This is a genomic window from Sphingomonas zeicaulis, assembly GCF_050433225.1.
In the GTDB taxonomy this organism is placed as follows: domain Bacteria; phylum Pseudomonadota; class Alphaproteobacteria; order Sphingomonadales; family Sphingomonadaceae; genus Sphingomonas_D; species Sphingomonas_D zeicaulis.
This window is the reverse complement of record NZ_JBNPXQ010000001.1, coordinates 582,760-608,457: the sequence shown is the minus strand read 5'-3', so window position 1 is coordinate 608,457 and position 25,698 is coordinate 582,760. Positions and strand designations below refer to the sequence as shown.

Here is a 25,698-nt window from a genome sequence, read left to right as displayed (position 1 = left end):
GGAAGGCCGCAATTGGCGACGATGGCGGGCAGCCGCGAAAGCCGCCCGCCATCACCGCGACCCGATCAGCGGTAACCCGCCTCCTCGGTAACCTTGAGCGTCGAGGCTTCCTGATCGGGATAGGCGAACAGCAGGTTGAACAGCATCTTGTAGGTGCCGTGCGTCTGCCCGCGCCACTGCGGTCGGAAGCCGTAGAGGAAGACGCGACCCTTGCCATATTCCACCTCGAGCGCCGCCGCCCGGCCGCGGATCTTCTCCCCGTGAAGCAGCACGCCGCTGAGCAACGGACTGCCCTCGGTCGGGTAGGACGCCAGCACATTGCCCTTGAAGCCCCGAGCCGGCTGGAACACCGGCCCCTTCTCGAACATCACCACCGGATCCGCCGGCATGCCCGCGGTCGCACGCGACGGTGTCGCGAGCTTCACCTGCAGCAGCGCGCCCGAGCAGAAGAATTCGTCGCTGCGCGCATTCTTGACGATGTTGGTGACCGGCAGCGCGAACAGGTCGATCGCCGCGTCCGCCGCATTGTTGAAGGTCACCAGCGTACCGCCGTCGGCCACGAACTTCTTGAGCGCGATCGCGCCTTCCTCGCCGATGCCGCCAGTGTAACCCGCGGGCGCATCCTCGGGCTTGAGGCCGTTCAGCAGTGAATCGCGACCGCGCAGATCGGGCAGGATGATGACGTCATATTTGGCCGAAAGACCGCCCTTCTTCATATCCTCGTTGCGGATCGACGAAGCGCCATATTGATATTGTTCGAGAAGCCAGCGCGTCCAGCCCTCGTCCATGTTGGAGCCCCATGGGCGATAGAGGCCGACGCGCGCGGCCTTGACCGCGATTGCCTGCGGCGCGGTGGTGGCCGCCGTCGCAGTGGCACCGGTGCTGGTGGCGATCGTGCCCATCGCATCTGCGCCGAGGCCGCTCAGCACGATCGTGTCGGGCGTAAGGCTGATCTTCGCGCCGCGCTTCGCCGCCTCGTTCGCCGCGAGGAAGCTGGCATTGACCTTGCGGCTGAGCAGGAAGGTGGAGCCGGAGCCGGTCACCCCGCCCTGCTCCTTCGCCTCGGCGACCGGCGTCAGCGCGGCATAGGCATCCGCAGCGGGTTTCGCGGTCACCGGCTCGGCGGCGACGCCAAACTGCAGGGGCAAGGTCCAGCCGGTCACGTCATAGGGAAGGTCGACCGGCTTGCCGTCGCCACCCAGAATGGCGTCCGGATATTTCTGACGCTCGAACAATTCCTGGACGAGCCCGGCATAGGGCTGGTCCATGCGGATCACCCAGGAACCCGCCGGATAGGTCTTGCCGCCCAGCGTCACCGGCGCGTTGGCGCGGTTCACGATCACGCCTTGCTGGATCAGCTTCTGCGCGAGCGACGCCGCCTCCGGCGCGTCCGCCTGCCCGCCGGGGATCACCCAGGCATAGGGCCCTTCGCCGCTGGCGCCCTTCTTGATCGTGTCGCGCGCCGCCTGATAGCGGTTGTAGAGCAGCACGTCGCGATAGCGCACCGCGGTATCCAGCACCGACATCGACGCGACCGTTTCATATTTGATCGAGTCGGCGAAGTGCCACCAGCCACCCTTCCACGGCGAGGGGTACATCACCTGCGCCTTCATATCCTGCATGTTCTTCGGGAATTTCTTCGGATCATAATATTTCGGCGTCGCCGAACTGTGCGCGACTTCAGTAAAGAAGGAGATCGTGTGGCGAAATACATGAGTATAGTCGAGGAAGCCGGGATACCAGTTGTCGAACCGCGCCTGCGCGATCGCGCCGGGCATCTGCCGTTCCTCGAATGCGTTCATCATGTTGACGCCGATCGAGGTGGTCCAGCTCCGCATATAGGGGCTGATGTTGCTCGACATCGGATCGGAGAAGGGCGGCACCCAGATACGAGCCGGGAACGGTGCGACCTGGTGATGCGTGTACCAGATCGTCGGGCTGTAGCTCTGTTCCGCCTTGAAGACGTTCTGCGACTCGATCATGTTGAGCATGTATCCGTCGCGATTGTTGTCGTGGCCGACATACTCTTGATACAGCCAAGGCATCGAACTGGTTTCCCACTGGGTGCCGCGCTGCTTGCGATACCAGTCAACGACCATCGTCATGCCGTCCGGATTGAGCGTCGGCCACAGCACGACGATGACGTTCTTGAGGATCTTTTGAACCTCTTCGTCATTGGGCGAAGCGACCAGCTTGTAGGCGAGCGCCATCGCAGACTGGTGCGCGGAAACCTCCGCCGCGTGCAGGCCGCCATCGATGTGGACGATGATCAGGCTCTCCTTGGCGAGCGCCTTGGCGGCGGCATCGTCGAGCCCGTCCGCCGTGGCGAGGCGCTTGTGCGCGGCGACCGTCGCATCCCATTTCGCGAGATTTTCAGGGCTGGAGATGATCGCATATTCGTAGGTGCGGCCCTGCGTGGTCTTGCCGGCCGTCACCATCTTCATCTTGTCGGTCGAAGTGGCGAGCTTGTGGAAATAATTGACCGAGTCCTCGTAGGTGGCGAGGTAATAATCCTCACCGACATCATGACCGAGAACTTCCTTGGGCGTCGGCTGCGCCGCGGCGGGCGCCGCCGCCAGCACGGCGGCCATTGCGCCGATCATCGCCGTCGTAGAGAAAACCAGCCCCCGCTTCGAACCCCGCATTCCCGTCTCCAATTCCGATGCAACCCCATCCGCGCGTTGGGCGCGCGCCCATTCAGGTCCAGCCTCTCCAGCCGCCATTCTGTTATGCAGATGCGACGCTATCGGGATAATTTTGTATATACAATAGCTGGTAGCGAAATTTCCGCTCCCGGTGCGCAGACGCTGAAACGGCTCAGGTCAATGGTCGGGAAGAAGGCAGCACATCGGGCCGTCGGGATGCGCTCACCGCTGGGCAGTTAACTTAACTGCAATCAGATATACCCCGATTGGGGTATAGTTCTATTGAACTCAATTCGATTATCCGAGCTCGGTTCAGCCAACAAAAATATCATGGCGTAGTCAGTAACGATCCATCACGACATTGATAATATTTGATTGTAAGACGCCTCTCAACAAGCTAAGCTGGCGTCACTTCGGGGAATAACAGATTCGCAGTCTTACGTCGCGTTTGGTGGGGGCCAAGCCGTTGATGATTCGAGCATTTCTCACGCGCAAACCGTTATGGTTGGCACGCCCGTTGACCGGGCCGAGCTCGCCTACGCCATCGCGCCCCTGACCCCGACCACCCATCCCGATCCCAGCCGCTCGCCGCGACCGAGGCGGACACCGGCCCATCGCTCTGCACCAACGCCTTTTTGAAGGATCCGACGATGCCGACCTACAACGGAACCACCGGCCCGGACACGATCACCGGCGATCAGTCCGGCCCCGCCGAAGACACGATCAACGGCGGCAATGGCAATGACGTGCTCACCGGCGGCGAACTGGTCGACATCCTCAACGGGGGTGCCGGTGCGGACACGCTCTATGGCGGCAATGGCGACGATACGCTGAACGGAGGTGCCGGCGCGGACACGATCAATGGTGGCGATGGCGACGATGTGATCCTCTACACCGCGTCGGCTGACCCCGTCGCGGGTGAGCAGATCGCCGGCGGCGCCGGCTTCGACGTGATCCGCGGATCGACAGGAGCGGCGCTGGACCTGTCAGTGGTCACGATCGCGGCGGACGTCGAAGGCCTGGATGCTGCCGGAACCGTCAGGTTGACGGCGCTGCAGTTCGATCGTTTCAGCTACATCTACTCATATGGATACGCGATGGAGATCGCGAGCGCCGGCATCATTTCGCTGAATGGGGCCACGCTTATCAACAACTTCAACGTCTATCTTTCGGTCAGTGGGAACACGCTCGACTTCACGGGCGCGATCGCAGACAATTATGCCGCCGTCTATGGTGCTGCCGGAAACGACATCGTCACTGGCACGGCCTTCGGCGACTATCTGTATGGCGATGCCGGCAACGACATCCTGAACGGGGCCGACGGCGCGGACACGCTCTACGGGGGCACCGGCACCAACACGCTGTTCGGCGGGGCGGGTGACGACACGATCCATTCGATCTCCGTCCTCGATACGATCGACGGCGGTGCGGGTACGGATACGCTCTACCTCGATGCTTCGACCATGACGAGCGGTGTCGTCAGCGCGCTCTCCATCACGGGCGTCGAAGCCTTGGGATATCTGTATCTCACCTTTTATGACGACAACGTCTCGCTGGCGAACGTGTCGTTCACGATCGGGGGCCCCATCTACCTCCTCGAAGGCAATGACCAGGCGACCGGCAGCATCGCCGGCGACATCATCTCTGGCGGCGGTGGCGACGATGTGCTGAACGGTGGTGCCGGCGATGACGAATTGATCGGCGAAGGCGGCGCCGACACGCTCGACGGCGGCGACGGCAATGACGTGCTGTACTCGAACACGAGCTATGGCATACTCGCCGGCGAAGATTTCGGCCTGGAGCAAGACACGCTGTCCGGTGGCGCCGGCGATGACCGGTTGTTCGGCGGCTATGGCGACACGCTTTCGGGCGGCACTGGCACGGATACGCTGACGATCGAGAATCGCGATGCGCCCTCGGCGCTCAACCTCGATTTCTCCGTGCTCTTCGGCGGCGGCACGATGTCGATCGGGGGCGGGGCGATCAGCGGATTCGAACGCTATGGCTATGTCACCGGCACGAATTTCAACGATGTAATCTCTGTCGGCAATGCGGCGGAAGACATCGCGATCACCGATCATGGCATCTGGGGCTATGATGGCGACGATACGTTGAACGGAGGATCAGGCAACAACACTCTGCTGGGTGGCCTCGGTCGCGACATCCTGAACGGCGGCGGCGGCATCGATACCGCCGCCTATTACGACCTCACCGCCGGCGTTGGCGTCAACGTCAACCTCAACACCACCGTAGCGCAGAACACGGGCGGCGGCGGGGTCGACACGCTGAGCAGCATCGAGAACGTGATAGGCACGTTCTGGAACGACACAATCGTCGGCAACGGCGGCGACAATGTGATCGAGGGGATGACCGGCGATGACGTGCTCAACGGCGGCGCCGGCATCGATACGCTGAGCTACGAGCATACCCAGACATCGGTCAATGTCAGCCTGGCCATTACCGCCGCGCAATTTACCAACGCGGGTAACCAGAGGATCAGCAATTTCGAGAATCTGACCGGCTCCAACTACGGCTATGACACGCTGACCGGAACCAACGACGTCAATGTGATCAGGGGGCTGGCCGGTGTCGATACGATCTACGGCGGCGGCGGAAACGACGTAATCGACGGCGGCGCGGATGGCGACACGCTCTATGGCGAAGCCGGCGTCGACACCATCGATGGCGGTGACGGCGATGACAGCATCGATGGCGGCGCTGGCATCGATATTCTCCGCGGCGGGGCGGGTACTGACACCATCTATGTCTACAGTATGGCCGACATCGTTGCTGGCGAGCAATATGATGGCGGCACAGGCTTCGATACGCTGAGCCTTTACTTCACAGCGGATGGCGATCTCTCCGCGACCGCTCTCACGGGCATCGAGTTTCTGCAGCACGCCCAATATTACTACAATGTCTCGCTGAGGACCGAGCAACTCAACGACTTGCGCCAGATTTATGGCCAATCATTCACGCTCACCGATGGCGGGGCGGTGTCGCTGAACGGCATCTTCACGCAATCCGTCCAGGTTTTCCACCTGTCCGCCACCGGCAACGTCTTCGACATGACCGGCGTTACCGGACAGAGCGGATACCGCATTGAGGGTGCCGGAGGCGCGGACACGGTGACCGGCTCCGAGAATGACGAGCAGATGTTCGGCGGGAACGGCAATGACATACTCTCCGGTGCCGCCGGCAACGACACGCTCAATGGTCAAGCCGGGATCGACGCGCTCAACGGCGGTGATGGCGATGACACGCTCAACGGTGAAGCCGGGATCGACACGCTCAGCGGCGGTAACGGCAATGATGTGCTCGACGGTGGCACCGGCGCGGACATTCTGAGCGGCGGCGCAGGTGACGACTATATCTATGTCTATGATGTCGCGGATATCGCCGCAGGCGAGCAATATGACGGCGGCGCCGACTACGACACACTTAGCCTCTACTTCCAGGCCGATACCGATCTATCTGTAACCAGCCTGACCGGCATCGAATTTCTTCAGCAGGCTTACTATAGCTACAACGTCTCTTTGACGGCTGCGCAACTCAACGGACTGAGCCAGACCTATGGCCGTATATTCACGCTTACGACCGGTGGATCGGTCTCTCTGGCAGGCAAGCAGATCGCGACCGAAATTTTCGTTCTGAGTGCCGCCGGAAATGCCTTCGATGCTGGAGGCGCCATCGGACAGGCCGCCTTCACCGTCCAGGGCGGAGGGGGCGTCGATACCGTGACCGGCGCCGAGGGCAGTGACCAGTTGCTCGGTGGTGCCGGCAACGACGTGCTGAACGGTGCGGATGGCTTGGACAGCCTGTACGGCGAGGCCGGCATCGACACGCTCAACGGCGGTGACGGCGATGACGTGCTCGATGGCGGCGCCGGCGCCGACGTGCTGAACGGCGGCGCGGGCAACGACGTGATCTACGTCTATGATGCCGGCGACATCGCTGCCGGCGAACTCTATGACGGCGGCAGCGGCGAAGATCGGCTCGATCTCTACTTCCAGGCTGATGTGGATCTGTCGGCGACCAGCCTGACCGGCATCGAACTGCTCCAGCAGTCCTATTACAGTTACACCGTGTCGATGACTGCCGCGCAGCTCGATGCGATCGGCGGCCTCTCTGTTCGCTGGGTGGCGCTGACCACCGGCGGATCGGTGTCGCTGAGCGGCACCAACGTGACGGCCAACGAGGCCTTCTATCTCGCGGCTGCCGGCAATAATTTCGATCTCTCTGGCGTGACCGGCCAGAACGGGTATACCGTCTATGGCGGCGTCGGCAACGACACCATCACCGGCTCAATCTATGGCGATAATCTGCTGGGCGGTGCTGGCAACGACACGCTGAGCGGCGGCGCCGGCGTCGATTACCTCTCTGGCGAGGCCGGTAACGACATTCTTTCAGGCGGCCTCGGCAACGACACGATCGACGGCGGCGACGGCATCGACACCGCGAGCTATGCCGATGCGACCACGGCGGTGAGCGTCAACCTCAACACCAATGTCGCGACGGGCGGCCATGGTTCCGACACGCTGTCCAGCATCGAGAACGTCATCGGCGGCAGCGCGAACGACGTGCTGACCGGCAATGCCGAGAGCAATGTCCTCGAAGGCGGCACCGGCAACGACACGATCAACGGCATGGGCGGCACCGACATCGCCAGCTATGCGGGCGCCGCGAGCGCGGTGACGGTGACGCTGGCGGTCGCCGGCCAGCAGAACACGCTGGGCGCCGGTCTCGATACGCTGACCAACATCGAAGGCCTCGCCGGCTCTGAACATAACGACACGCTGACGGGCAGCGCCGCGATCAACTCGCTGCTCGGCAATGGCGGCGACGATCTCATCAACGCCGGTGACGGTGCAGATGTGCTGAGCGGCGGCGACGGCAACGACACGCTGAACGGCGAAGCCGGCAACGATGTCATCAATGCCGGCGCCGGCAACGACATCGCCAATGGCGGCACCGGCAACGACACCGTCAATGGCGGTGACGGCAACGACATGCTGACCGGAGGTACCGGCGCCGACACGCTCAATGGCGAAGGCGGCGACGATAGCTTCGCGGTCAGCGGCACCGTCGATGCGGGCGACCATTTCATCGGCGGCAGCGGCATCGACACGCTGCTGTCGCAGTCGGCGACGCTGCTCGACCTGACCGGCGCGATCATCGATGCGGACGTCGAGCGGGTGGTCAACACCGGCGCGACCGTGCTGCTCACCGCGGCGCAGCTGGGCGGGCTCAGCTTCGTCGAGGCGGATACCGTGCGGCTCGCCGGCAGCGGCACCGCCGACCTGACCGACGCCACGCTCGCCATCACCGGCAGCGCCGTCGGTTCAGGCTTCGTGCTCAGCGACGCGGGCAACACGCTGATCCTGAGCGGCGTGAGCGGCGGCTATCGCATCAACGGCGGCGTGGGTGCAGACACGGTCACCGGCGCGCTGGGTGCAGATCAGATCGCGGGTGGCGCGGGCAGCGACACGCTGAACGGCGATGCCGGCAACGATGTGATCGAAGGCGGCACCGGCACCGACATCCTGAACGGCGGCGCGAATGACGACCTGCTGATCGGCGGCGACGGCAACGACACGCTCGACGGCGGCGACGGCATCGACACCGTAAGCTATGCGACGGCGACAGCCGCCGTATCGGCGAGCCTCGCGGCCGGCAGCGCCACGAGCGGCGGCGAGACCGACACGCTCGCGAATATCGAGACGCTGATCGGATCCGCCTTCGCCGACACGCTGATCGGCAACGCGGCCGCCAACATCCTCTCCGGCGGCGCGGGCAACGACATCATCGACGGCAGCGACGGCAACGACCTGCTGGACGGCGGCAGCGGCGACGACCTCCTGACCGGAGGATTGGGCACCGACATCGCGATCATCGCGCTGATGTCGGCCGACGCGGTCATCGATCAGCGCCCGGATGGATCGGTGATCGTCTCGAGCCTTTCCAATCCGAGCTTCGGCAGCAAGACGCTCACTCAGATCGAGTTCATCCGCTTCCTCGATGGCGATGTGCCGGTTGTGAACGACATGACCCCGATCGTCGGCACGTCGGCGGACGACGTGCTCGATGGCAATGGCGGTGCCAACACCATCAACGGCCTTGCCGGCAATGACCGGCTGAGCGGCCTCGGCGGCAATGACACGCTGGATGGCGGCGTCGGCAACGACATCCTCAACGGCGGCGACGGCATCGACACCGTATCCTATGCGACCGCCGCCGCGGCCGTGACGGTCAGCCTCGCGCTGGCCAGCCAGCAGGCGACCGGCGGATCGGGCGGCGACACGCTTTCCAACATCGAGAACATCACCGGTTCGGCCTTTGCCGACCGCCTGACCGGCAGCGCCGGCGCCAACACGCTGGCCGGCGGTGCGGGCGACGACCTGCTGGTGGGCGGCGCGGGCAATGACGTGCTCGACGGTGGCACCGACTTCGACACCGCCAACTATGCGACGGCGACCGCCGCGGTGGTCGCCAGCCTGCTGACCGGCAGCGCCACCGGCGGCGCGGGCACGGACACGCTGGCCGGCATCGAGGCGCTGGTCGGCAGCAATTATGGCGACACCTTCACCGGCGACGGCGGCAACAACCGCCTGAGCGGCGCCAACGGCAATGATGTGCTCGAAGGCGGCGCGGGTGACGATACGCTCGACGGCGGCACCGGCATCGATACTGCCAGCTATGCCGGCGCCGCCGCGGGTGTGACGCTCTCGCTGGGCACCACCGCCGCGCAGAACAGCGGCGGCGCCGGCCTCGACACGCTGCTGCTGATCGAGAATCTGATCGGTTCTGCCTTCGCCGACGTGCTGACCGGCAACACCGGTGCCAACACGATCAGCGGCGGCGATGGCGACGACCTGATCGATGGCGGTACGGGCCGGATTGCCGACATCCTGTCCGGCGGCGCAGGCATCGACACGCTGAGCTATGCCAGCGCCACCGCACGCATCACCGCCAACCTGTCGGTCACCACCGTGCAGGCAACCGGGGGTGCGGGCAGCGACACTATTTCGGGCTTCGAGAACCTCATCGGTTCCACCTATGACGACGTGCTGACCGGCGATGCCGGCGCCAACATCCTGACCGGCGGCAATGGCAATGATGTGCTGCAGGGCGGCCTGGGCGACGACCGGATCGAAGGCGGTGCCGGATCCGACACCGCGAGCTATGCCGCCGCGACGGCGGCGGTCACCGCCAGCCTCGTCACCAACAGCGTCACAGGTGGGGCCGGCACCGACGTGCTGGTGGCGATCGAGAACATCACCGGCACCGCCTATAACGACGTGCTGACCGGCGATGCCGGTGCGAACACGCTGAGCGGCGGCCTGGGCAACGACCTGCTGATCGGCGGCCTCGGCAACGACATCCTCGACGGCGGATCGGGCACCGACACGGTGACCTATGCCGACGCCGCCTCGGGGATCACCTTGACCCTCGTCGGCACCTCCGGCCAGAACACCGGCGGTGCCGGTACCGATGCGGTGCGCAACATCGAGAATGTGATGGGCTCTGCCTTCGCCGATACGCTGACCGGTAATGAATATGGCAATGTGCTGACCGGCGGCGACGGCAATGACGTGCTGCAGGGCGGGCTCGGCAACGACACGCTGCAGGGCGGCAACGGCATCGACACGGTGACCTATGCCGCGGCGAGCGGCGGCGTGCGCGTCAGCCTGGCGATCACGGTCGGCCAGTCGACCCTGGCGGCGGGCGGCGACACGCTCTCCGGCTTCGAGAACCTCACCGGCAGCGCCTATGACGACCAGTTGACCGGGGACACCGGCGCCAATGTGCTGACCGGCAATGCCGGCAACGACGTGCTGGCAGGCGGCCTCGGTGAGGACACGCTGGTCGGCGGCGCCGGGATCGACACCGCCAGCTATGCCACCGCCACCAGCGCCGTGACGGTGAACCTGGCCCTGGCGACCGCGCAGAACACCGGTGGCGCCGGCACCGACACTCTGTCCTCGATTGAGAATCTCACCGGATCAAATTTCGACGATATCCTCACCGGCTCGATCCAGATCAACATCATCGCCGCGGGTTCTGGCAACGACATCGTCGATGCCGGTTCGGGTAATGACACTGTCGATGGCGGCGTCGGCAACGACGTGCTGCGCGGCGCGGCCGGTGACGATGGGCTGACGGGTGCCGCGGGCACCGACACGCTGACCGGCGGCGCGGGTGCCGATCTGCTCACCGGCGGCACCCAGAACGACCGCTTCGTCTATGTCGCGGCAAGCGACAGCACCCTCGCCGCCTCCGACCGCATCCTCGACTTCGCGGCGGGCGACATTCTCGACGTGTCGGCGGTGGATGCGGCCAGCGCGGCGGGCGACCAGGCGTTCAGCCGGGTGGCGACGGTCACCACCGGCGCCGCGCAATATACGCTGGCGTTCGACGCGGGCACCAACACCACCACCGCCAATTTCTACATCAATGGCGATGCCAATGCCGACATGGTCATCCTGTTCACGGGTGACGTGACGGCGCTGACGACGACCTGGGTGCTGTGATCAACCTTCCCCGGCGCAAGCCGGGGAACGGCAGGACCGCCGCATCAATCCGGCCAAATCCTGACGATATGCACAGCCGCGTTCGCATCGATGGCGAGCGCGCCCGGCCTTTCGAAAAGCAGCGCGTCGAGCGCTGCCATCGCATGGGCGACGCCGCCGGTTTCGACATTGGCGGCCCCCGTCGCCACCACCAGCAGCGCCGCGGCATCCTCCGCCTCGATCGTCCCAGGAAAATCCGTCACCCGGTCCACCCTGCCCCGCCACATGCCGCGGCGGAGCATCAGGTTGAGATCTCGTACCATGCCGCCCACCGGCCGGCCATGTGCCGGCGCGTCCCCCGGAAAGGGGAACGCGCCGGCCTCGGGGGTCAGCCGAACCGGTGCGTCTCCGGCGACGGCCAGTTCGAGATCCCCCTCGAGTACGGAAAGCGAGCGATCGACATGCGCGAAGGCGGAAAAAGGCCCCGCCTCCGCGACCTCCGCGATGCTCAGCCGCCAGCCGAAATCCTCCATCCCCGCATCGGGCGGGAAGACGATCAGATCGCTGGTCGTGCCCCCGCCATTCTTCCACGGCTTGGGAGCGCGATCGGCGGCGGCGAGCAGCCGGGCCATGCTCAGCCGAGAATGGCCGGCAGGTCGAGGCCCTTCTCGCGCGCGCAATCGATCGCGATGTCATAGCCGGCATCGGCGTGGCGCATCACGCCGGTCGCGGGGTCGTTCCACAACACCCGCTCCAGCCGCTTCGCTGCCGCTTCCGTGCCGTCGGCGACGATCACCATGCCGCTGTGCTGCGAATAGCCCATGCCGACGCCGCCGCCATGGTGCAGCGACACCCAGGTCGCGCCCGAAGCGGTGTTGAGCAGCGCGTTGAGCAAGGGCCAGTCGGACACAGCATCGCTGCCGTCCCTCATCGCCTCGGTCTCGCGGTTGGGGCTGGCGACCGAGCCCGAATCCAGATGGTCGCGGCCGATCACCACCGGCGCCTTGAGTTCGCCCTTCGCCACCATCTCGTTGAACGCCAGACCCAGCCGGTGGCGATCGCCGAGGCCGACCCAGCAGATCCGCGCGGGCAGCCCCTGGAAGTGGATGCGCTCGCGCGCCATGTCGAGCCAGCGGTGGAGGTGCGCGTCGTCGGGCAGCAGCTCCTTCACCTTCTGGTCGGTACGATAGATATCCTCTGGATCGCCCGAGAGTGCCGCCCAGCGGAACGGCCCGACGCCCCGGCAGAACAAGGGCCGGATATAGGCGGGAACGAAGCCGGGGAAGTCGAACGCGTTCGCGATGCCCTCGTCCTTCGCGACCTGGCGGATATTATTGCCATAGTCGACCGTCGGCACGCCCGCCGCCTGGAAATCGAGCATCGCCTGGACATGCACCGCCATCGATGCCTTGGCCGCGGCGGCCACCGCCTCCGGCTCACGCTCGCGCCGCTCGCCCCATTCGGCGACCGTCCAACCCGCCGGCAGATAGCCGTTGACCGGATCATGCGCGGAGGTCTGGTCGGTCAGCAGGTCGGGCCGGATGCCGCGGCGGAACATCTCGGGCAGCAGTTCGGCGGCATTGCCGAGCAGGCCGACCGACACCGGCTTGCCCGCCGCCTTGGCCTCTTCGACGATCGCCAGCGCTTCCTCGATCGTCTCTGCGGCCTTGTCGAGATAGCCGGTGCGCAACCGCATCTCGATGCGCGAACGCTGACACTCGATCGCGATGCAGGATGCCCCCGCCATCACCGCCGCCAGCGGCTGCGCGCCGCCCATGCCGCCGAGGCCGGCGGTCAGCAGCCAGCGGCCGCCGAGGTCGCCCGCATAATGCTGCCGGCCCATCTCGACGAAGGTCTCGTAGGTGCCCTGAACGATGCCCTGCGTGCCGATATAGATCCACGAGCCCGCGGTCATCTGGCCGTACATCGCCAGCCCCTTGCGATCGAGCTCGTTGAAATGCTCCCAATTCGCCCATTGCGGCACGAGGTTGGAATTGGCGATCAGCACGCGCGGCGCATCGGCGTGGGTGCGGAACACGCCGACCGGCTTGCCCGACTGGACGAGCAAGGTCTGGTCGTCCTCCAGCCGGCGCAGCGTCTCGACGATGCGGTCATAGCTTTCCCAATCGCGCGCGGCGCGGCCGATGCCGCCATAGACCACCAGTTCCTCGGGCCGCTCGGCGACGTCGGGATGGAGATTGTTCATCAGCATCCGAAGCGGCGCCTCAGTCAGCCAGCTGCGCGCCGACAATTCGGTGCCGGTGGCCGGGCGGATGACGCGGCTGTTGTCGAGGCGAGTCACAGGGATCCTTTCGTCGAACGGGCAAAATCGAGGCAGTTCTGGAGGACGTCGCGCAGGATCGCGGCGAGCGGTGCCGCCACCTCCGCATTCCAGTCGGTCGGCCAGTTTTCGGGGGTCGGCGCATCGGGTTCGGCCATATAGCCGCGGATCGCCAGTTCCATCTGGATGGCGTGGACGCCGTCGCGCGGCTGGCCATAATGCCGCGTCGTCCAGCCGCCGCGGAAGCGGCCATCGACGACATGGCTGTAGGGGCTCGCCGCGCAGGTCGCGGTCACCGCGTCGCGCAATGCGGGATCGCAGGTCGTGCCATTGTTGGTGCCGATGTTGAACTGCGGAAGTTCGCCGTCGAACAGCCGCGGCACATGGCTGCGGATCGAATGCGCATCATAGAGCACGATCTTGCGGTGCGTGCCGCGCAGCCGAGCGATCTCGCCGGCGAGCGCGTCATGATAGGGCTGGAACCACAGCATCCGCCGCCGCCCCACCTCGATCTCGTCCGGCGCCGTGCCGGCATAGAGCGGCTCGCCATCGAACGTCGTTGTCGGGCACAGTTCGGTGGTCGCCTGTCCCGGATAGAGCGACGCGCCGGATGGATCGCGGTTCACGTCGATCACGCTGCGCGAAATGCGCGTGCGCACCGTCGTCGCGCCGAGATCGCGCGCGAAGGCGTAAAGCCGGTCGATCCACCAGTCGGCATCGCGCCGCGCCAGCCAGGGGGAGGCGAACTGCCCCTCGATCTCCGCCGAAAGGTCCGTGCCGGTATGGGGGAAGGAGACAACGAGCGGCGCCTCCCCGCGATGCACCTCGACAAAGCCCGTCATGCGACGCCCGGCAGCGAGAGCCCCGCCGCTTCCGCGATGGCGCCGCTCTCGACCAGCAGGTTCGCGGCCTCCATGTCGGGATGGAAGTGCCGGTCCTCCTCCAGCCCCGGCACCTGCGCGCGCAGGGCGGCGCGGACGGATTCCAGCGCGGCGCTCGACGTCAGTCCACTGTGGAAATCGACACCCTGCGCGGCTGCGAGCAATTCGATGCCCACCACCGCACGCGCATTGCGCGCCATGCCGAGCAGTCGGCGGGCGCCATGCGCCGCCATCGAGACATGGTCTTCTTGGTTGGCAGAGGTCGGGATCGAATCGACGCTCGCCGGATAGGCGTTCTGCTTGTTCTCCGAAACCAGCGCCGCCGCGGTCACCTGCGGGATCATGAAGCCCGAATTGAGCCCCGGCTTCGGCGTGAGGAAGGCAGGCAGCCCGGACAGCGCCGGATCGACCAGCATCGCGATCCGCCGCTCGGTGATCGAGCCGATCTCGCAGATCGCGAGCGCGATCATGTCGGCGGCGAAGGCGGTGGGTTCGGCGTGGAAATTGCCGCCTGACAGCGCCTCGTCGGCCTCGGGGAAGATCAACGGATTGTCCGAAACGCCATTGGCCTCGGTGTTGAGCGTCGTCGCCGCCTGGCGCAGCACGTCGAGCGCGGCGCCCATCACCTGGGGCTGGCAGCGCAGGCAATAGGGATCCTGCACGCGCGCATCATCTTCCAGATGCGAGGCGCGGATCGCCGAACCCGCCATCAAATTGCGCAGCGCATCGGCGACCTCGATCTGGCCACGATGGCGGCGCAGCGCATGGATGCGCGGATCGAACGGTGTGTCCGATCCCTTCGCCGCCTCGGTGGAGAGCGCGCCGGTGACCAGCGCGGACTGGAACAGCAATTCCGCCTCGAACAGCCCGGCGAGCGCATTCGCGGTGGAGAATTGCGTGCCGTTGAGCAGCGCCAGCCCTTCCTTTGGGCCAAGCTCCAGCGGCGCAAGACCGGCGGCGGCCAACGCCTCGGCCGCGGGCAATCGCCCGGCGGCGGTATGGATCCAGCCCGTGCCGATCATCGCCGCCGCCATGTGGGAGAGCGGCGCGAGATCGCCCGACGCACCGACCGAACCCTGTGACGGGATCTCGGGGGTCAGCCCCTGCACCAGCATGGTTTCGAGCAGCGCCACCGTCTCCGGCCGCACGCCCGAGGCGCCCTGCGCGAGGCTCGCCAGCTTCAGCGCCATCATCAGCCGCACCACCGATACGGGTGAGGCGTCGCCGGTGCCGGCGGCATGGCTCAGCACGATGTTGCGCTGGAGCGTCGCCAAATCCTCGTCGCCGATACGGACGCTGGCCAGTTTCCCGAAGCCGGTGTTGATGCCGTAGACCGGCTTGCCCTTGGCGAGGATGCGCCCGACCGCCGCCGCGCTTTCCGCGATGCGCGGCGCGCAGGCGGGATCGAGCGACGCCGGCGCGCCGCGATAGATGGCACGCCAGTCGGCGAGCGCCACATTGCCGGGATCGAGGATGATCGTCACAGGCCCTTCCAGATACGCTGATGGAGGGGGTTGAACCCCATTCGGTAAACCAGTTCCGCCGGCCGCTCGACGTTCCAGATCGCGAGGTCGCAGCTCTTGCCCGCCTCGAGCGTGCCCACCTCGTCGCCCAGCCCCAGCGCCTTCGCGGCGTTGCGGGTGATGCCGGCGAGGCATTCGTCGACGGTCAGGCGGAACAATGTGGCGCCCATGTTGAGCACCAGCAGCAGCGAGGTGAGCGGCGAGGTGCCGGGATTGCTGTCGGTCGCGAGCGCGATCCGCACGCCGGCGGCGCGCAGTGCTTCGATCGGCGGCAATTTGGTCTCGCGCACGAAATAATAGGCGCCGGGCAGCAGGCTCGCGACCGTGCCCGACCGGGCCATCGCCGCGATCCCCTCCGCATCGAGATATTCGAGATGGTCGGCGGAGAGCGCACCATGGCTGGCGGCGAGCGCCGCGCCATGAAGGTTGGAGAGTTGCTCGGCGTGAAGCTTCACCGGCAGGCCGGCAGCGACCGCCGCCTTCAGCACCCGCTCGGTCTGCGCGGGCGAGAAGCCGATACCCTCGCAGAACGCATCGACCGCATCCGCCAGCCCCGCCTCGGCCGCCGCCGGGATCATCTGCGCGCAGACCAGATCGACATAGGCATCGGCATCGTCGCGATATTCGGGCGGCAGCGCGTGCGCACCGAGCAAGGTCGTCTCGATCCGCACCGGCCGCGCCTCGCCCAGCCGCCGCGCGGCGCGCAGCATCCTGAGTTCGCTCTCCACCGACAGGCCATAGCCCGACTTCACCTCGACCGTCGTAGCGCCCTCAGCGATCAGCGCGTCGAGCCGGGGCAGCGCAGTAGCAACGAGCGCATCCTCATCGGCACCGCGCGTCGCCGCCATGGTGGAGGCGATACCGCCGCCCGCACGCGCGATCTCCTCATAGGAAGCGCCCGCCAGCCGCAGTTCGAACTCATGCGCGCGGTCACCGCCATAGACGAGGTGGGTGTGGCAATCGATCAGCCCCGGCGTGATCCAGCGGCCATCACACGCGATCGTCTCCGCCGCCTCGAAGCGCGGCGCATCCGCCGCCGGGCCGGCATAGAGGATGCGCCCGTCGCGGCTCGCGATCACGCCCTTTTCGACGATGCCGAGGCCGGTGGAATCGGCCAGGGTCGCTAGTCGCGCCTCCGTCCACAGCCTGTCACACCGCATCATATACCCCTGCATCCGCCCTGAATCTGTCGGCGCCTTATTGCGTCAGCCACCGCCAAATGTATAGACATAAAAGCACCAAACAGGACCGAAACCGACCATGACCGTGCCGCGCTGCTTTCACTTTTCCGAGGCTCTGCTCGCTGCTGGATGGGCGGAAAATGTCCGCATATCGGTGGCCGACGGGCTGGTCGCGACGATCCAGGCTGGTGTTGCCCCGACACCAGCGGATGAACGCCACGCCGTCGCGCTGCCCGGCCTGCCCAACGTTCACAGCCACGCCTTCCAGCGCGGCATGGCCGGGCTCGCCGAGGTGCGCGGGCCGGCGGGCGACAGTTTCTGGACGTGGCGCGAGATCATGTACCGCTTCGTCGACCGCATCGATCCCGACGACCTTTGTGCGATCGCAGCGATGGCCTATGTCGAGATGCTGGAGGGCGGCTTCACCCGCGTCGGCGAGTTTCACTATCTCCATCACGATCGAGACGGCACCGCCTTCGCCGACCGCGCAGCGATGAGCGCGGCGATCGCGGCGGCGGCGGACGAGAGCGACATCGCCCTCACTCATCTGCCCGTGTTCTACGCCCATGCCGATTTCGGCGGCGCCGCGCCGGGACATGGCCAGCGCCGCTTCATCAACAGCGTCGATGATTTCACCCGGCTGCTCGACGGCGCCCGCACGGCGCTCTCATCGCTGCCCGACGCCGTGCTCGGCGTTGCCCCGCACAGCCTGCGCGCGGTGACGCCGGACGAACTCGGCCCCGTCACCGCGCTCGCCGGCACCGGCCCCGTCCATATCCACATCGCCGAACAGACACGTGAGGTCGACGCCTGCCTCGCGTGGTCCGGCGCGCGGCCGGTGCAGTGGCTGCTCGATCATGCCGCGGTCGACGGCCTCTGGTGCCTCGTCCACGCGACGCACATGACCGACACCGAGGCGCAGGCGATGTCCGCCAGCGGCGCGATCGCCGGCCTCTGCCCGATCACGGAGGCCAATCTGGGTGACGGCATCTTCCCCGCCGAATCCTTCCTCGCCGCCGGCGGCCGCTATGGCGTCGGCTCCGATTCGAACGTGCTGATTGACGGCACCGAGGAACTGCGTCTGCTCGAATATGGCCAGCGCCTCGCATCCCGCGGCCGCAACCTGATCGCGCGCGAAGCCGGACGCTCGTCGGGCGCGGCGCTGTGGCAGGGCGCGCTGGACGGCGGAGCGCGGGCGCTGGGCGCGCCGGCCGGGCTCGCCGTGGGCAATGCGGCGGATTTCATAACGCTAGACATGGGCCATGCGTCGCTCGCTGGGCGGCGTGGCGATGCGGTGCTCGATGGGTTGGTGTTTGCAGCGGGGCGGACGGCGATCGACGGCGTGTGGCGACGTGGGGAGCCTGTCGTGACGGGTAGCCGGCATGTGCGGCGTGAGGCGGTGGCGGAACGCTATCGCGCGGTGCTGGCGAAGGTGCTGGGGTAAAGGCCAACCGTCGAACGCTGCCTCCCCTCCTCCGTTCGTCCCTCGACTTCGCTCGGGACGAATGGGGGGAGTAACTCCCCTCCCGCACGCGGGAGGGGGATAGATCAGGCCGCGGCCTTCACCTTCTGGCGGAACGCGTGGAGCAACGGCTCGGTATAGCCATTCGGCTGCGCCACCCCTTCGAACACCAATGCCCGCGCCGCCTGGAACGCCAGGCTCGCATCCGGATCCGCCGCCATCGGCCGATACAGCGGATCGCCCTCGTTCTGCGCGTCCACCTTCGCGGCCATTCGGAGCAGCGCCGCCTCGACCTGTTCCTCGCTGCACACGCCGTGCAGCAGCCAGTTCGCCATATGCTGCGAGGAGATGCGCAACGTCGCGCGGTCCTCCATCAGGCCGACATCATTGATGTCCGGCACCTTGGAGCAGCCGACGCCCTGATCGACCCAGCGCACGACATAGCCGAGGATGCCCTGGGCATTGTTGTCGAGTTCGCGCGCGACCTCCTCCTCGGACCAGTTCTGGCCATGCGCCAGCGGCACCGTCAGCAGCGGTTCCAGCCCCGGCGTCGGTTCGGCGGCAAGCTCCTGCTGCCGCGCGAACACGTCGACCTGATGATAGTGCATCGCGTGCAAGGTCGCCGCGGTCGGGCTCGGCACCCAGGCGGTGTTCGCGCCGGACCGGGGATGGCCGATCTTCTGCGCCATCATCTCGGCCATACGATCGGGCGCCGCCCACATCCCCTTGCCGATCTGCGCTTTGCCCGAAAGCCCGCAGGCCAGCCCGATCTGCACGTTGCGCGCTTCATAGGCGCCGATCCAAGCGCTCGCCTTCATGTCCGCCTTGCGGACCATCCCGCCGGCCTGCATCGAGGTGTGCAGTTCGTCGCCGGTGCGATCGAGGAAGCCGGTATTGATGAAGACGATGCGGTCCTTCACCGCATGGATGCAGGCGGCGAGGTTGGCGGAGGTCCGTCGTTCCTCGTCCATCACGCCGACCTTGATGGTGTGCCGCGCCAGCCCCAGCAGATCCTCCACCGCGTCGAACAGCCGGTTGGTGAACGCCGCCTCGTCCGGCCCGTGCATCTTCGGCTTGACGATATAGATCGATCCGGTGCGGCTGTTGCGGAAGCGACCGAGCCCCTTGATGTCATGCAGCCCGATCAGCGCGGTGAACACCGCGTCGAGCAGCCCCTCCGGCGCCTCGCCGCCATCGGGCAGCACGACCGCGGGGTTGGTCATCAGATGGCCGACATTGCGCACGAACAACAGGCTACGGCCGGGCAGGCTGAAGCCGGTGCCGTCCAGCGCGGTCCACTCGCGATCGCCTTCCAATTCGCGGGTCAGCGTCTTGCCGCCCTTGGCGAAGCTGGCGGACAGATCGCCGCGCATCAGCCCCAGCCAGTTGCTGTAAGCCGCCACCTTGTCCTCGGCGTCGACCGCCGCGACCGAATCCTCAAGATCGACGATCGCCGTCAGCGCCGATTCGAGGATAACGTCGGCAATGCCCAGCGGATCGGTGCGGCCGATCGGATGTTGGCGATCGATGACGAGTTCGATGTGCAGGCCGTTGTTGCGGAACAGCAGGGCGTTCGGCGCAGTCGCATCGCCACGATAGCCGACGCAATGTTCGCGTGCTTCCCAGCCGGGGATCGCTTGATCGAGGAAGCTGCGCGCGGCCGCGATCACCGCGGCGCCACGCTCCGCGTCATAGCCGCCAGGCTTCGCGGTGCCCGGCAACGCATCGGTACCGTAGAATGCATCATAAAGGCTGCCCCAGCGCGCATTGGCGGCGTTAAGCACGAAGCGCCCGTTGAGGCTGGGGACGACGAGCTGCGGCCCCGCCATCGTCGCGATCTCGGCATCGACATCGGTGGTGGTCACCGCGAATGGCGCCGGCTCCGCCACCAGATAGCCGATCTCCCGCAGGAAAGCCTGATAATCGGCAAGGTCGATCGGCTGCCCGCGCCGCGCGGCGTGCCAAGCGTCGATCTCACCTTGGATCCGGTCCCGCGTCGCCAGCAAGGCGCGATTGTCAGGCACGAAATCGGCGAGCAGTTGCGCGAAGCCCGCCCAGAAGGCGTCAGCATCCACGCCGGTTCCCGGCAACGCCTGGGCGTTGACGAAATCGAACAGCCTGCGGTCGATGCTCAGGCCGTTGCTCGCGACGAAATCGGTCATTCCATGGGCTCCTGCACTTTCCTGGGGAGGGGAAGCGAGGTCTCGCGCCTATGCCCGAGCGCTTCTGACGATGCAACGGCCAAGCAGGCGGTGACGGTCCCCATTGGAATGCTTTAGGGTGACGCAATGACTGCACTTGCCGCAACCGAACGCGCCGTGGTCGACACGGCAGCCGCGCAACCGATGCTTGCACAGGTCGAAGCCTGGGCACCCGTCAACAGCGGCTCACGCAACCTTGACGGGCTGGCAGTAACCGCGACCCTGCTCGCCGACGGCTTCGCTGCGCTGCCCGGCGAGGTCGCGCTGGAGGATGCTGCTCCAGTCGAGGTCGTGGAGCCTGATGGCCGCATCCGCGAGGTGGCGCATGGCCGCAACCTCGTCGTCTCGGTTCGGCCAGAGGCGCCCCTTCGCATCCTGCTGACGGGCCACATGGATACGGTGTTCGGGGTCGATCACCCCTTCCAGACGCTGACATGGCGCGAACCCGGCGTGCTCGGCGGCCCCGGCGTCGCCGATATGAAGGGTGGCATCGCGATCATGCTCGCCGCGCTCAAGGCGGTCGAGACCGCCCCCGGCATCGACCGCTTCGGCTATGACGTCGTGATCAACAGCGACGAAGAGGTCGGCTCGCCCGGCTCCGCCGCGCTGCTGGCACGGCTCGCGAAGAACAAGGTTGCAGCACTCACCTATGAACCCGCGATGCCCGATGGCACCCTGGCCGGCGCGCGCTCCGGCAGCGGCAATTACGCATTCATCGTCAAGGGACTGAGTGCCCACGCGGGCCGCAATCCCGATGATGGCCGCAACGCCGTGCTCGCAGCGGCGGATCTCGCGCTGCGGCTGGCGGCGGCACGCTCGCCGACCTTGTCGGTCAACCCGGCGAAGGTCGATGGCGGCGGACCCAACAATGTCGTTCCCGACCATGCGGTGCTGCGCGTCAACTTCCGCCCCAAGACGCCCGAAGACGAGGCACATGCGCGCGCGCTGATCGCGGAGAGCGTCGCGGCGGTCGCCGCCGCGCACGGCGTCACCATCCACGCGCATGGCGACTTCGGACGGCCACCAAAACCGCTCGATCCAGGCGCCGAACGGCTGTTCGGGCTGGTCAAGCGCTGCGGCAGCGATCTCGGCCTCGACATCGCCTGGCGCTCGACCGGCGGCGTGTGCGACGGCAACAATATCGCGGCGTGCGGCGTGCCGGTTGTGGACACGATGGGCGCACGGGGCGGCGCGATCCATTCGGCGGACGAATATCTGCTCGTCGATTCGCTCCCCGAACGCGCCATGCTCTCGGCCTTGACGATGCTGCGGCTCGCCGGTCAGGGTGCTCAATGACCTTCCGCATCCGCCCCGCCGCGCCGCGCGACCTGCAATCGCTCTACGAGATGGCCAAGCTCACCGGGGGCGGTTTCACCAACCTGCCCGCCGACAAGCCGGCGCTGCGAACGAAGCTGGATCGCTCCGAAGCCGGCTTTGCGCGCGACGACGATCAACTCGCCGACGACCTGTTCATCCTCGTGCTGGAAAATGCGGCGACCGGGCAGATCCGCGGCACCTGCCAGTTGCTGAGCAAGGTCGGCGAGAAATCGCCCTTCTATTCCTACCGCATCGGCGCGCTCACCCAGCATGCGCCCGAACTCGGCCGCACCTTCCGTGCCGACATGCTCAGCATCGTCACCGATCTCGAAGGATCGAGCGAGGTCGGCGGCCTGTTCCTTCACCCGCATGAGCGCGCCGGCGGCCTCGGCATGCTGCTCGCGCGCAGCCGCTACCTGTTCATCCGCCAGCACCGCGCGCGCTTCGCCAATCGCGTGCTCGCCGAACTGCGCGGCGTGATCGACGATGCCGGCGGCTCGCCCTTCTGGGATGGCATCGCCGGCAAGTTCTTCGGCATGAACTTCCAGGATGCCGACGCCTTCAACGCGATCCATGGCACCGGCGTGCTCGCCAACCTGATGCCCAAGCATCCGGTCTACACCGCGATGCTGCCCGAGACCGCGCGTGCGGTGATCGGTCTGCCCCACCCCAGCGGTCGCGCGGCGATGCGCATGCTGGAGGCGGAGGGCTTCCACCACGATCATTACATCGACATTTTCGATGGCGGCCCCTCGATGACTGCCTTCACCGATCGCATCCGATCGGTCGCAGACGCTGTCGACGCGCCGGTTACCCGCATCGTCGATTTTAGTGAGGATGAGGGCGAGAAGCTGCTCGTCGCGCGCGGGCGGCTGAAGGGCTTCGTCGCGGCCTATGCGCAGGTGGTGGCGGAAGAGGGCGGCATCGCGATCGATCCTGCTGCCGCTGACGCGCTGGGGCTGGCGGTGGGCGACGCCGTGGTCACGATTCCGCGCTGATCCTCAGCCCGGCTCTTCCTCATCCGCAGCGCGCGGGGTTGCCGGCGGGCAGTTCGCGGCCGCGGGCCTTGGCTTGCGCTTGACCGCGGTGGTGGCGAACTCGGCCGGGTTCATCGCACCGGACTGGTCGGCGTCCGCCGTGGCGAAGCGCTCGATCGTTTTCACCGCATATTCGTCGAAGTCGAGCACGCCGTTGCCGTTGCGGTCGAGCTTGGCAAAGGCCTTGCGGCGCGCGACGAGATATTCGTCGCGCGTGATCGCGCCGTCCTTGTCCTTGTCGTAGCGGCCGAAGCGCCGCTCCTCGCGCGTCTTCGCGGTGGCCTCGGGCAGTGCCGGCTCGACGGGCTCGGCCGCAGCGGCGGGCGTGGCGACCGCCGCTGCGATCGCGGGCGCCGGCGGGATTGGATCCTTGCGGCCGGTGATGCTTTCCCAGGCGAAGATGCCTGCCACCATCATCAGTAGCATCGCGGCTGCCCCGGCAATCATTCGGCCCATAAACCCCTCCAGCTCTCGTCGCGGCAGCCAGCCTATCGCGGTGCTCAGCGCCCCGCCAGCCGGAAGCCCAACCCGCGCAGCATCCGGCGCGGGGAACCCGCCCGGCCGGCGGCGAGGCCGGAGCAACGATCATCCTCGGCGAAACGGGCGAGCATTCCCAGCGGCCGCAGCGCACGCGGCCAGCGCACCGACAGTGCCTCGGCGAGCAACGGCGCGGCGAGATCGAGCGCGCGGGCGCGGCTTTCGGTGTCGGTCAGATGGCGCGCGGCGTCGACCAGCGCCCACCCCTTTCCCGCCCCCGAAACACTACCCGCCGCCCCCCCGAGCAACCCCGCCGCGACCCCGAACAGCCCGGCGCCGCGTTCGGCAGCGAAAGCGTTGAGCGCATCGGCATCGAGCGGCATCGGATCGAGCAACGCCTCCCACCCGATCAGGGCCTCGCCGAGCGCGCTGCCGGCGACGCCCGCCCCGACCAGCGCGGCGGCGACTTCTTCGAGCAGCGGTTCGGCCGGAGGCTCGCTGCTGTCGAGCTTGCCCAGCGCCTCATACCACCAGGTGAGCCGCATTCGACCGATCATCGCCTCGGTCGTGGAGCGAACGATCTCGGCGCCGCGCAGATCGAGGCGCCAGAGGGCGATGAGGGCGGCCCGATGCGCGATCGGCACGTGCGCGAGCATGATCGCGCGGTCGGGATCGGCGGCGAGAATGTCTTCGAAATCCATGGCGTTGCCGATGCCGTGCTGATCGCCTTGCCGCAAGCCGCTGCCCAAAATGCGACGAACTGCATAGGCTGTGCCATGCATCACAATCCTTTGCAGATGAACGGGTTAGACCATAAACCATGACGAAGACGATCCCCACCCGGCTTAGCAGAATCATGCTCGCAATCACCGCTGCCAGCGCGGCGTCGGCGGCGCAGGCCACGGCCGCGGCACCGGAAGCGCTGGGCATCGACACGATCGCAGCGCTTTCCGCCGCCGATCTCGAAGTCGGCAGTGCGCGCGGCAATGCTGCGTTGCGGCGACTGTTCCCGACGGGCGCCAACGCCTGCGAGAAGCAGGAACGCCTGCCGTTCGAGCGCACTTGCGCATGGTTCTCAAATCCCAACAGCGACGTGATCTGGCCGGACCTGTTTTTGGCGATCGATCACGGCCGCATCGTCAGCATCATGACGACCGATGTCGACAAGCTCGACCGCAAGGTCTGGGCGTGTGATCCGGGCAACGGCGACGGCGGCGCGGTGACGTGCAGCGTCCAGTCCGTTCCGCCGGAACTCCGCCAGCGCTGGAGCGCCGCGTGGAAGCAGTACATCGATTCGGTGAACTGATGCGCACGCGCTTCCCTGCCGCTTGTCTGGCGCTGCTCGCCGGGGTGACAGCACCCGCCATGGCAAAGTCGCCGCAGCCGCCGTCCGCGGCGGAAGCAATGCGGGCGCTGTGCGGCTTGTCCGATGCGGACGCCGAAGGCTGCACCGTCGAAGGGCAGAACATCAGTGCGTGGCGCACGGTCGAATACACCTTCGATGACGCCCCCCGCTTCACGCTGCTGGCAACGGTGAGCGAGGATGCGGACGCCGACAGCCCGCAACTTTCCGCGCCCGGCGATATGCTGGGCCTGGCGCAGGTCAGCTACCAGTTCCGGGACGGGCGCTGGCAGCAAACGGGCAGGCAGTTCAATTTCGGCAGCATCGCGGCGAGCGGTGCTGCGGGCAATCCGCCGATCGTCGGCGAAGGGGAACCGCTCGTCCAGCGGGCGCTGAGCAGCGGCATGCTGATCGGCCTGCCGATCCGGCGGTTCGAACCGGGTGGCATCTCGATCGCGGGCTACAGCATGTTTCGCCTGGCGGCGGGCGGCAGCGACGGCTGGACCTATGCCGGCGACATCGACACCGGAACCGACAACGGCGCGGATTGCGATGGCGGCGGCCCGCAACGCCCCTGCTACGCGAGCAGCGGTACGCTTCGGCAATTGCAGGTGCGCACCGCCGGGCTGCCGGCATGGCCGGAGTTCGAAGTGGTGCTGAGCGGAACCACCGTCGGCGACGATGGCAAGGTCCGCCCGGTTACCGCCGAGGATACCACGCTATGGCGCTTCAGCAAGGAGGCCGACGGCTATGTCGGCGTGCCGCGGCGCTGCGCGCGGCCGAAGGATTGCTGATCGGCCGGACGGCGGTCTGCCGAGCAGGTTAGCCAGCACCTTCCCAC

15 protein-coding genes are annotated in these 25,698 nt (G+C 66.7%); 6 read left to right on the top strand and 9 right to left on the bottom strand.

What is annotated here, in order from left to right; all coding sequences use genetic code 11:
* Positions 1-65 precede the first annotated feature (65 nt).
* Complete coding sequence (locus FHS96_RS03050) at positions 66-2,645, bottom strand: M14 family zinc carboxypeptidase (RefSeq protein WP_429587864.1); 2,580 nt, start codon at positions 2,643-2,645, stop codon at positions 66-68.
* Positions 2,646-3,295: 650 nt separating this feature from the next.
* Between FHS96_RS03050 and FHS96_RS03045 the strand changes: the two genes are divergently transcribed.
* Positions 3,296-11,176, top strand: coding sequence for a hypothetical protein (locus FHS96_RS03045; RefSeq protein ID WP_429587862.1), 7,881 nt, complete (start codon positions 3,296-3,298; stop codon positions 11,174-11,176).
* A gap of 44 nt (positions 11,177-11,220) precedes the next feature.
* On the opposite strand, the gene FHS96_RS03040 is transcribed toward FHS96_RS03045, so the two are convergent.
* The 5 genes from FHS96_RS03040 to hutI are packed head-to-tail and all read right to left on the bottom strand — an operon-like array spanning position 11,221 to position 17,000.
* The gene (locus tag FHS96_RS03040; RefSeq protein ID WP_429587861.1) at positions 11,221-11,787 is read right to left on the bottom strand and encodes a HutD/Ves family protein; all 567 of its coding nucleotides are present in this window, start codon (positions 11,785-11,787) and stop codon (positions 11,221-11,223) included.
* A 2-nt stretch (positions 11,788-11,789) separates the two neighbouring features.
* Positions 11,790-13,457, bottom strand: a complete 1,668-nt coding sequence (gene hutU, locus FHS96_RS03035; protein ID WP_429587860.1) for a urocanate hydratase — start codon at positions 13,455-13,457, stop codon at positions 11,790-11,792.
* Positions 13,454-14,278, bottom strand: coding sequence for an N-formylglutamate deformylase (gene hutG / locus FHS96_RS03030; RefSeq protein WP_429587859.1), 825 nt, complete (start codon positions 14,276-14,278; stop codon positions 13,454-13,456). Before hutG ends, hutU begins: the two co-directional genes overlap by 4 nt.
* Positions 14,275-15,801: a histidine ammonia-lyase gene (gene hutH, locus FHS96_RS03025; RefSeq protein ID WP_429587857.1), complete on the bottom strand. Its 1,527-nt coding sequence runs from the start codon at positions 15,799-15,801 to the stop codon at positions 14,275-14,277. Before hutH ends, hutG begins: the two co-directional genes overlap by 4 nt.
* Positions 15,798-17,000 carry an imidazolonepropionase gene (gene hutI / locus FHS96_RS03020; RefSeq protein WP_429587856.1) on the bottom strand — a complete coding sequence of 401 codons (1,203 nt, stop codon included), beginning with the start codon at positions 16,998-17,000 and terminating at the stop codon, positions 15,798-15,800. Before hutI ends, hutH begins: the two co-directional genes overlap by 4 nt.
* A gap of 100 nt (positions 17,001-17,100) precedes the next feature.
* Between hutI and FHS96_RS03015 the strand changes: the two genes are divergently transcribed.
* The gene (locus tag FHS96_RS03015; RefSeq protein ID WP_429587855.1) at positions 17,101-18,465 is read left to right on the top strand and encodes a formimidoylglutamate deiminase; all 1,365 of its coding nucleotides are present in this window, start codon (positions 17,101-17,103) and stop codon (positions 18,463-18,465) included.
* 104 nt (positions 18,466-18,569) lie between these two features.
* Here the strand turns inward: FHS96_RS03015 and FHS96_RS03010 are convergent, their stop codons facing one another.
* A complete protein-coding gene (locus tag FHS96_RS03010) occupies positions 18,570-20,645 on the bottom strand; it encodes a malate synthase G (RefSeq protein WP_429587854.1) in 2,076 nt (691 codons plus the stop codon).
* A 126-nt stretch (positions 20,646-20,771) separates the two neighbouring features.
* Here FHS96_RS03010 and FHS96_RS03005 point away from each other — a divergent pair, with 126 nt between their 5' ends.
* Both FHS96_RS03005 and FHS96_RS03000 read left to right on the top strand, forming a co-directional pair.
* Entirely contained in the window at positions 20,772-21,980 is a 1,209-nt protein-coding gene (locus FHS96_RS03005) for a hydrolase (RefSeq protein WP_429587853.1), read from the top strand.
* A complete protein-coding gene (locus FHS96_RS03000; protein ID WP_429587852.1) occupies positions 21,977-22,999 on the top strand; it encodes an arginine N-succinyltransferase in 1,023 nt (340 codons plus the stop codon). The genes FHS96_RS03005 and FHS96_RS03000 overlap by 4 nt, the downstream gene beginning before the upstream one ends.
* 3 nt (positions 23,000-23,002) lie before the next feature.
* On the opposite strand, the gene FHS96_RS02995 is transcribed toward FHS96_RS03000, so the two are convergent.
* Together FHS96_RS02995 and FHS96_RS02990 are read right to left on the bottom strand one after the other, a co-directional pair.
* Positions 23,003-23,494 (bottom strand): EF-hand domain-containing protein, encoded by a 492-nt coding sequence (locus tag FHS96_RS02995; protein ID WP_429587851.1) that lies wholly within the window; start codon positions 23,492-23,494, stop codon positions 23,003-23,005.
* 44 nt (positions 23,495-23,538) lie between these two features.
* Entirely contained in the window at positions 23,539-24,297 is a 759-nt protein-coding gene (locus FHS96_RS02990; protein ID WP_429587850.1) for a squalene/phytoene synthase family protein, read from the bottom strand.
* Positions 24,298-24,371: 74 nt separating this feature from the next.
* Between FHS96_RS02990 and FHS96_RS02985 the strand changes: the two genes are divergently transcribed.
* Entirely contained in the window at positions 24,372-24,821 is a 450-nt protein-coding gene (locus FHS96_RS02985) for a hypothetical protein (protein ID WP_429587849.1), read from the top strand.
* Positions 24,791-25,651 carry a hypothetical protein gene (locus FHS96_RS02980; RefSeq protein WP_429587848.1) on the top strand — a complete coding sequence of 287 codons (861 nt, stop codon included), beginning with the start codon at positions 24,791-24,793 and terminating at the stop codon, positions 25,649-25,651. The genes FHS96_RS02985 and FHS96_RS02980 overlap by 31 nt, the downstream gene beginning before the upstream one ends.
* The last annotated feature ends 47 nt before the right edge of the window (positions 25,652-25,698 follow it).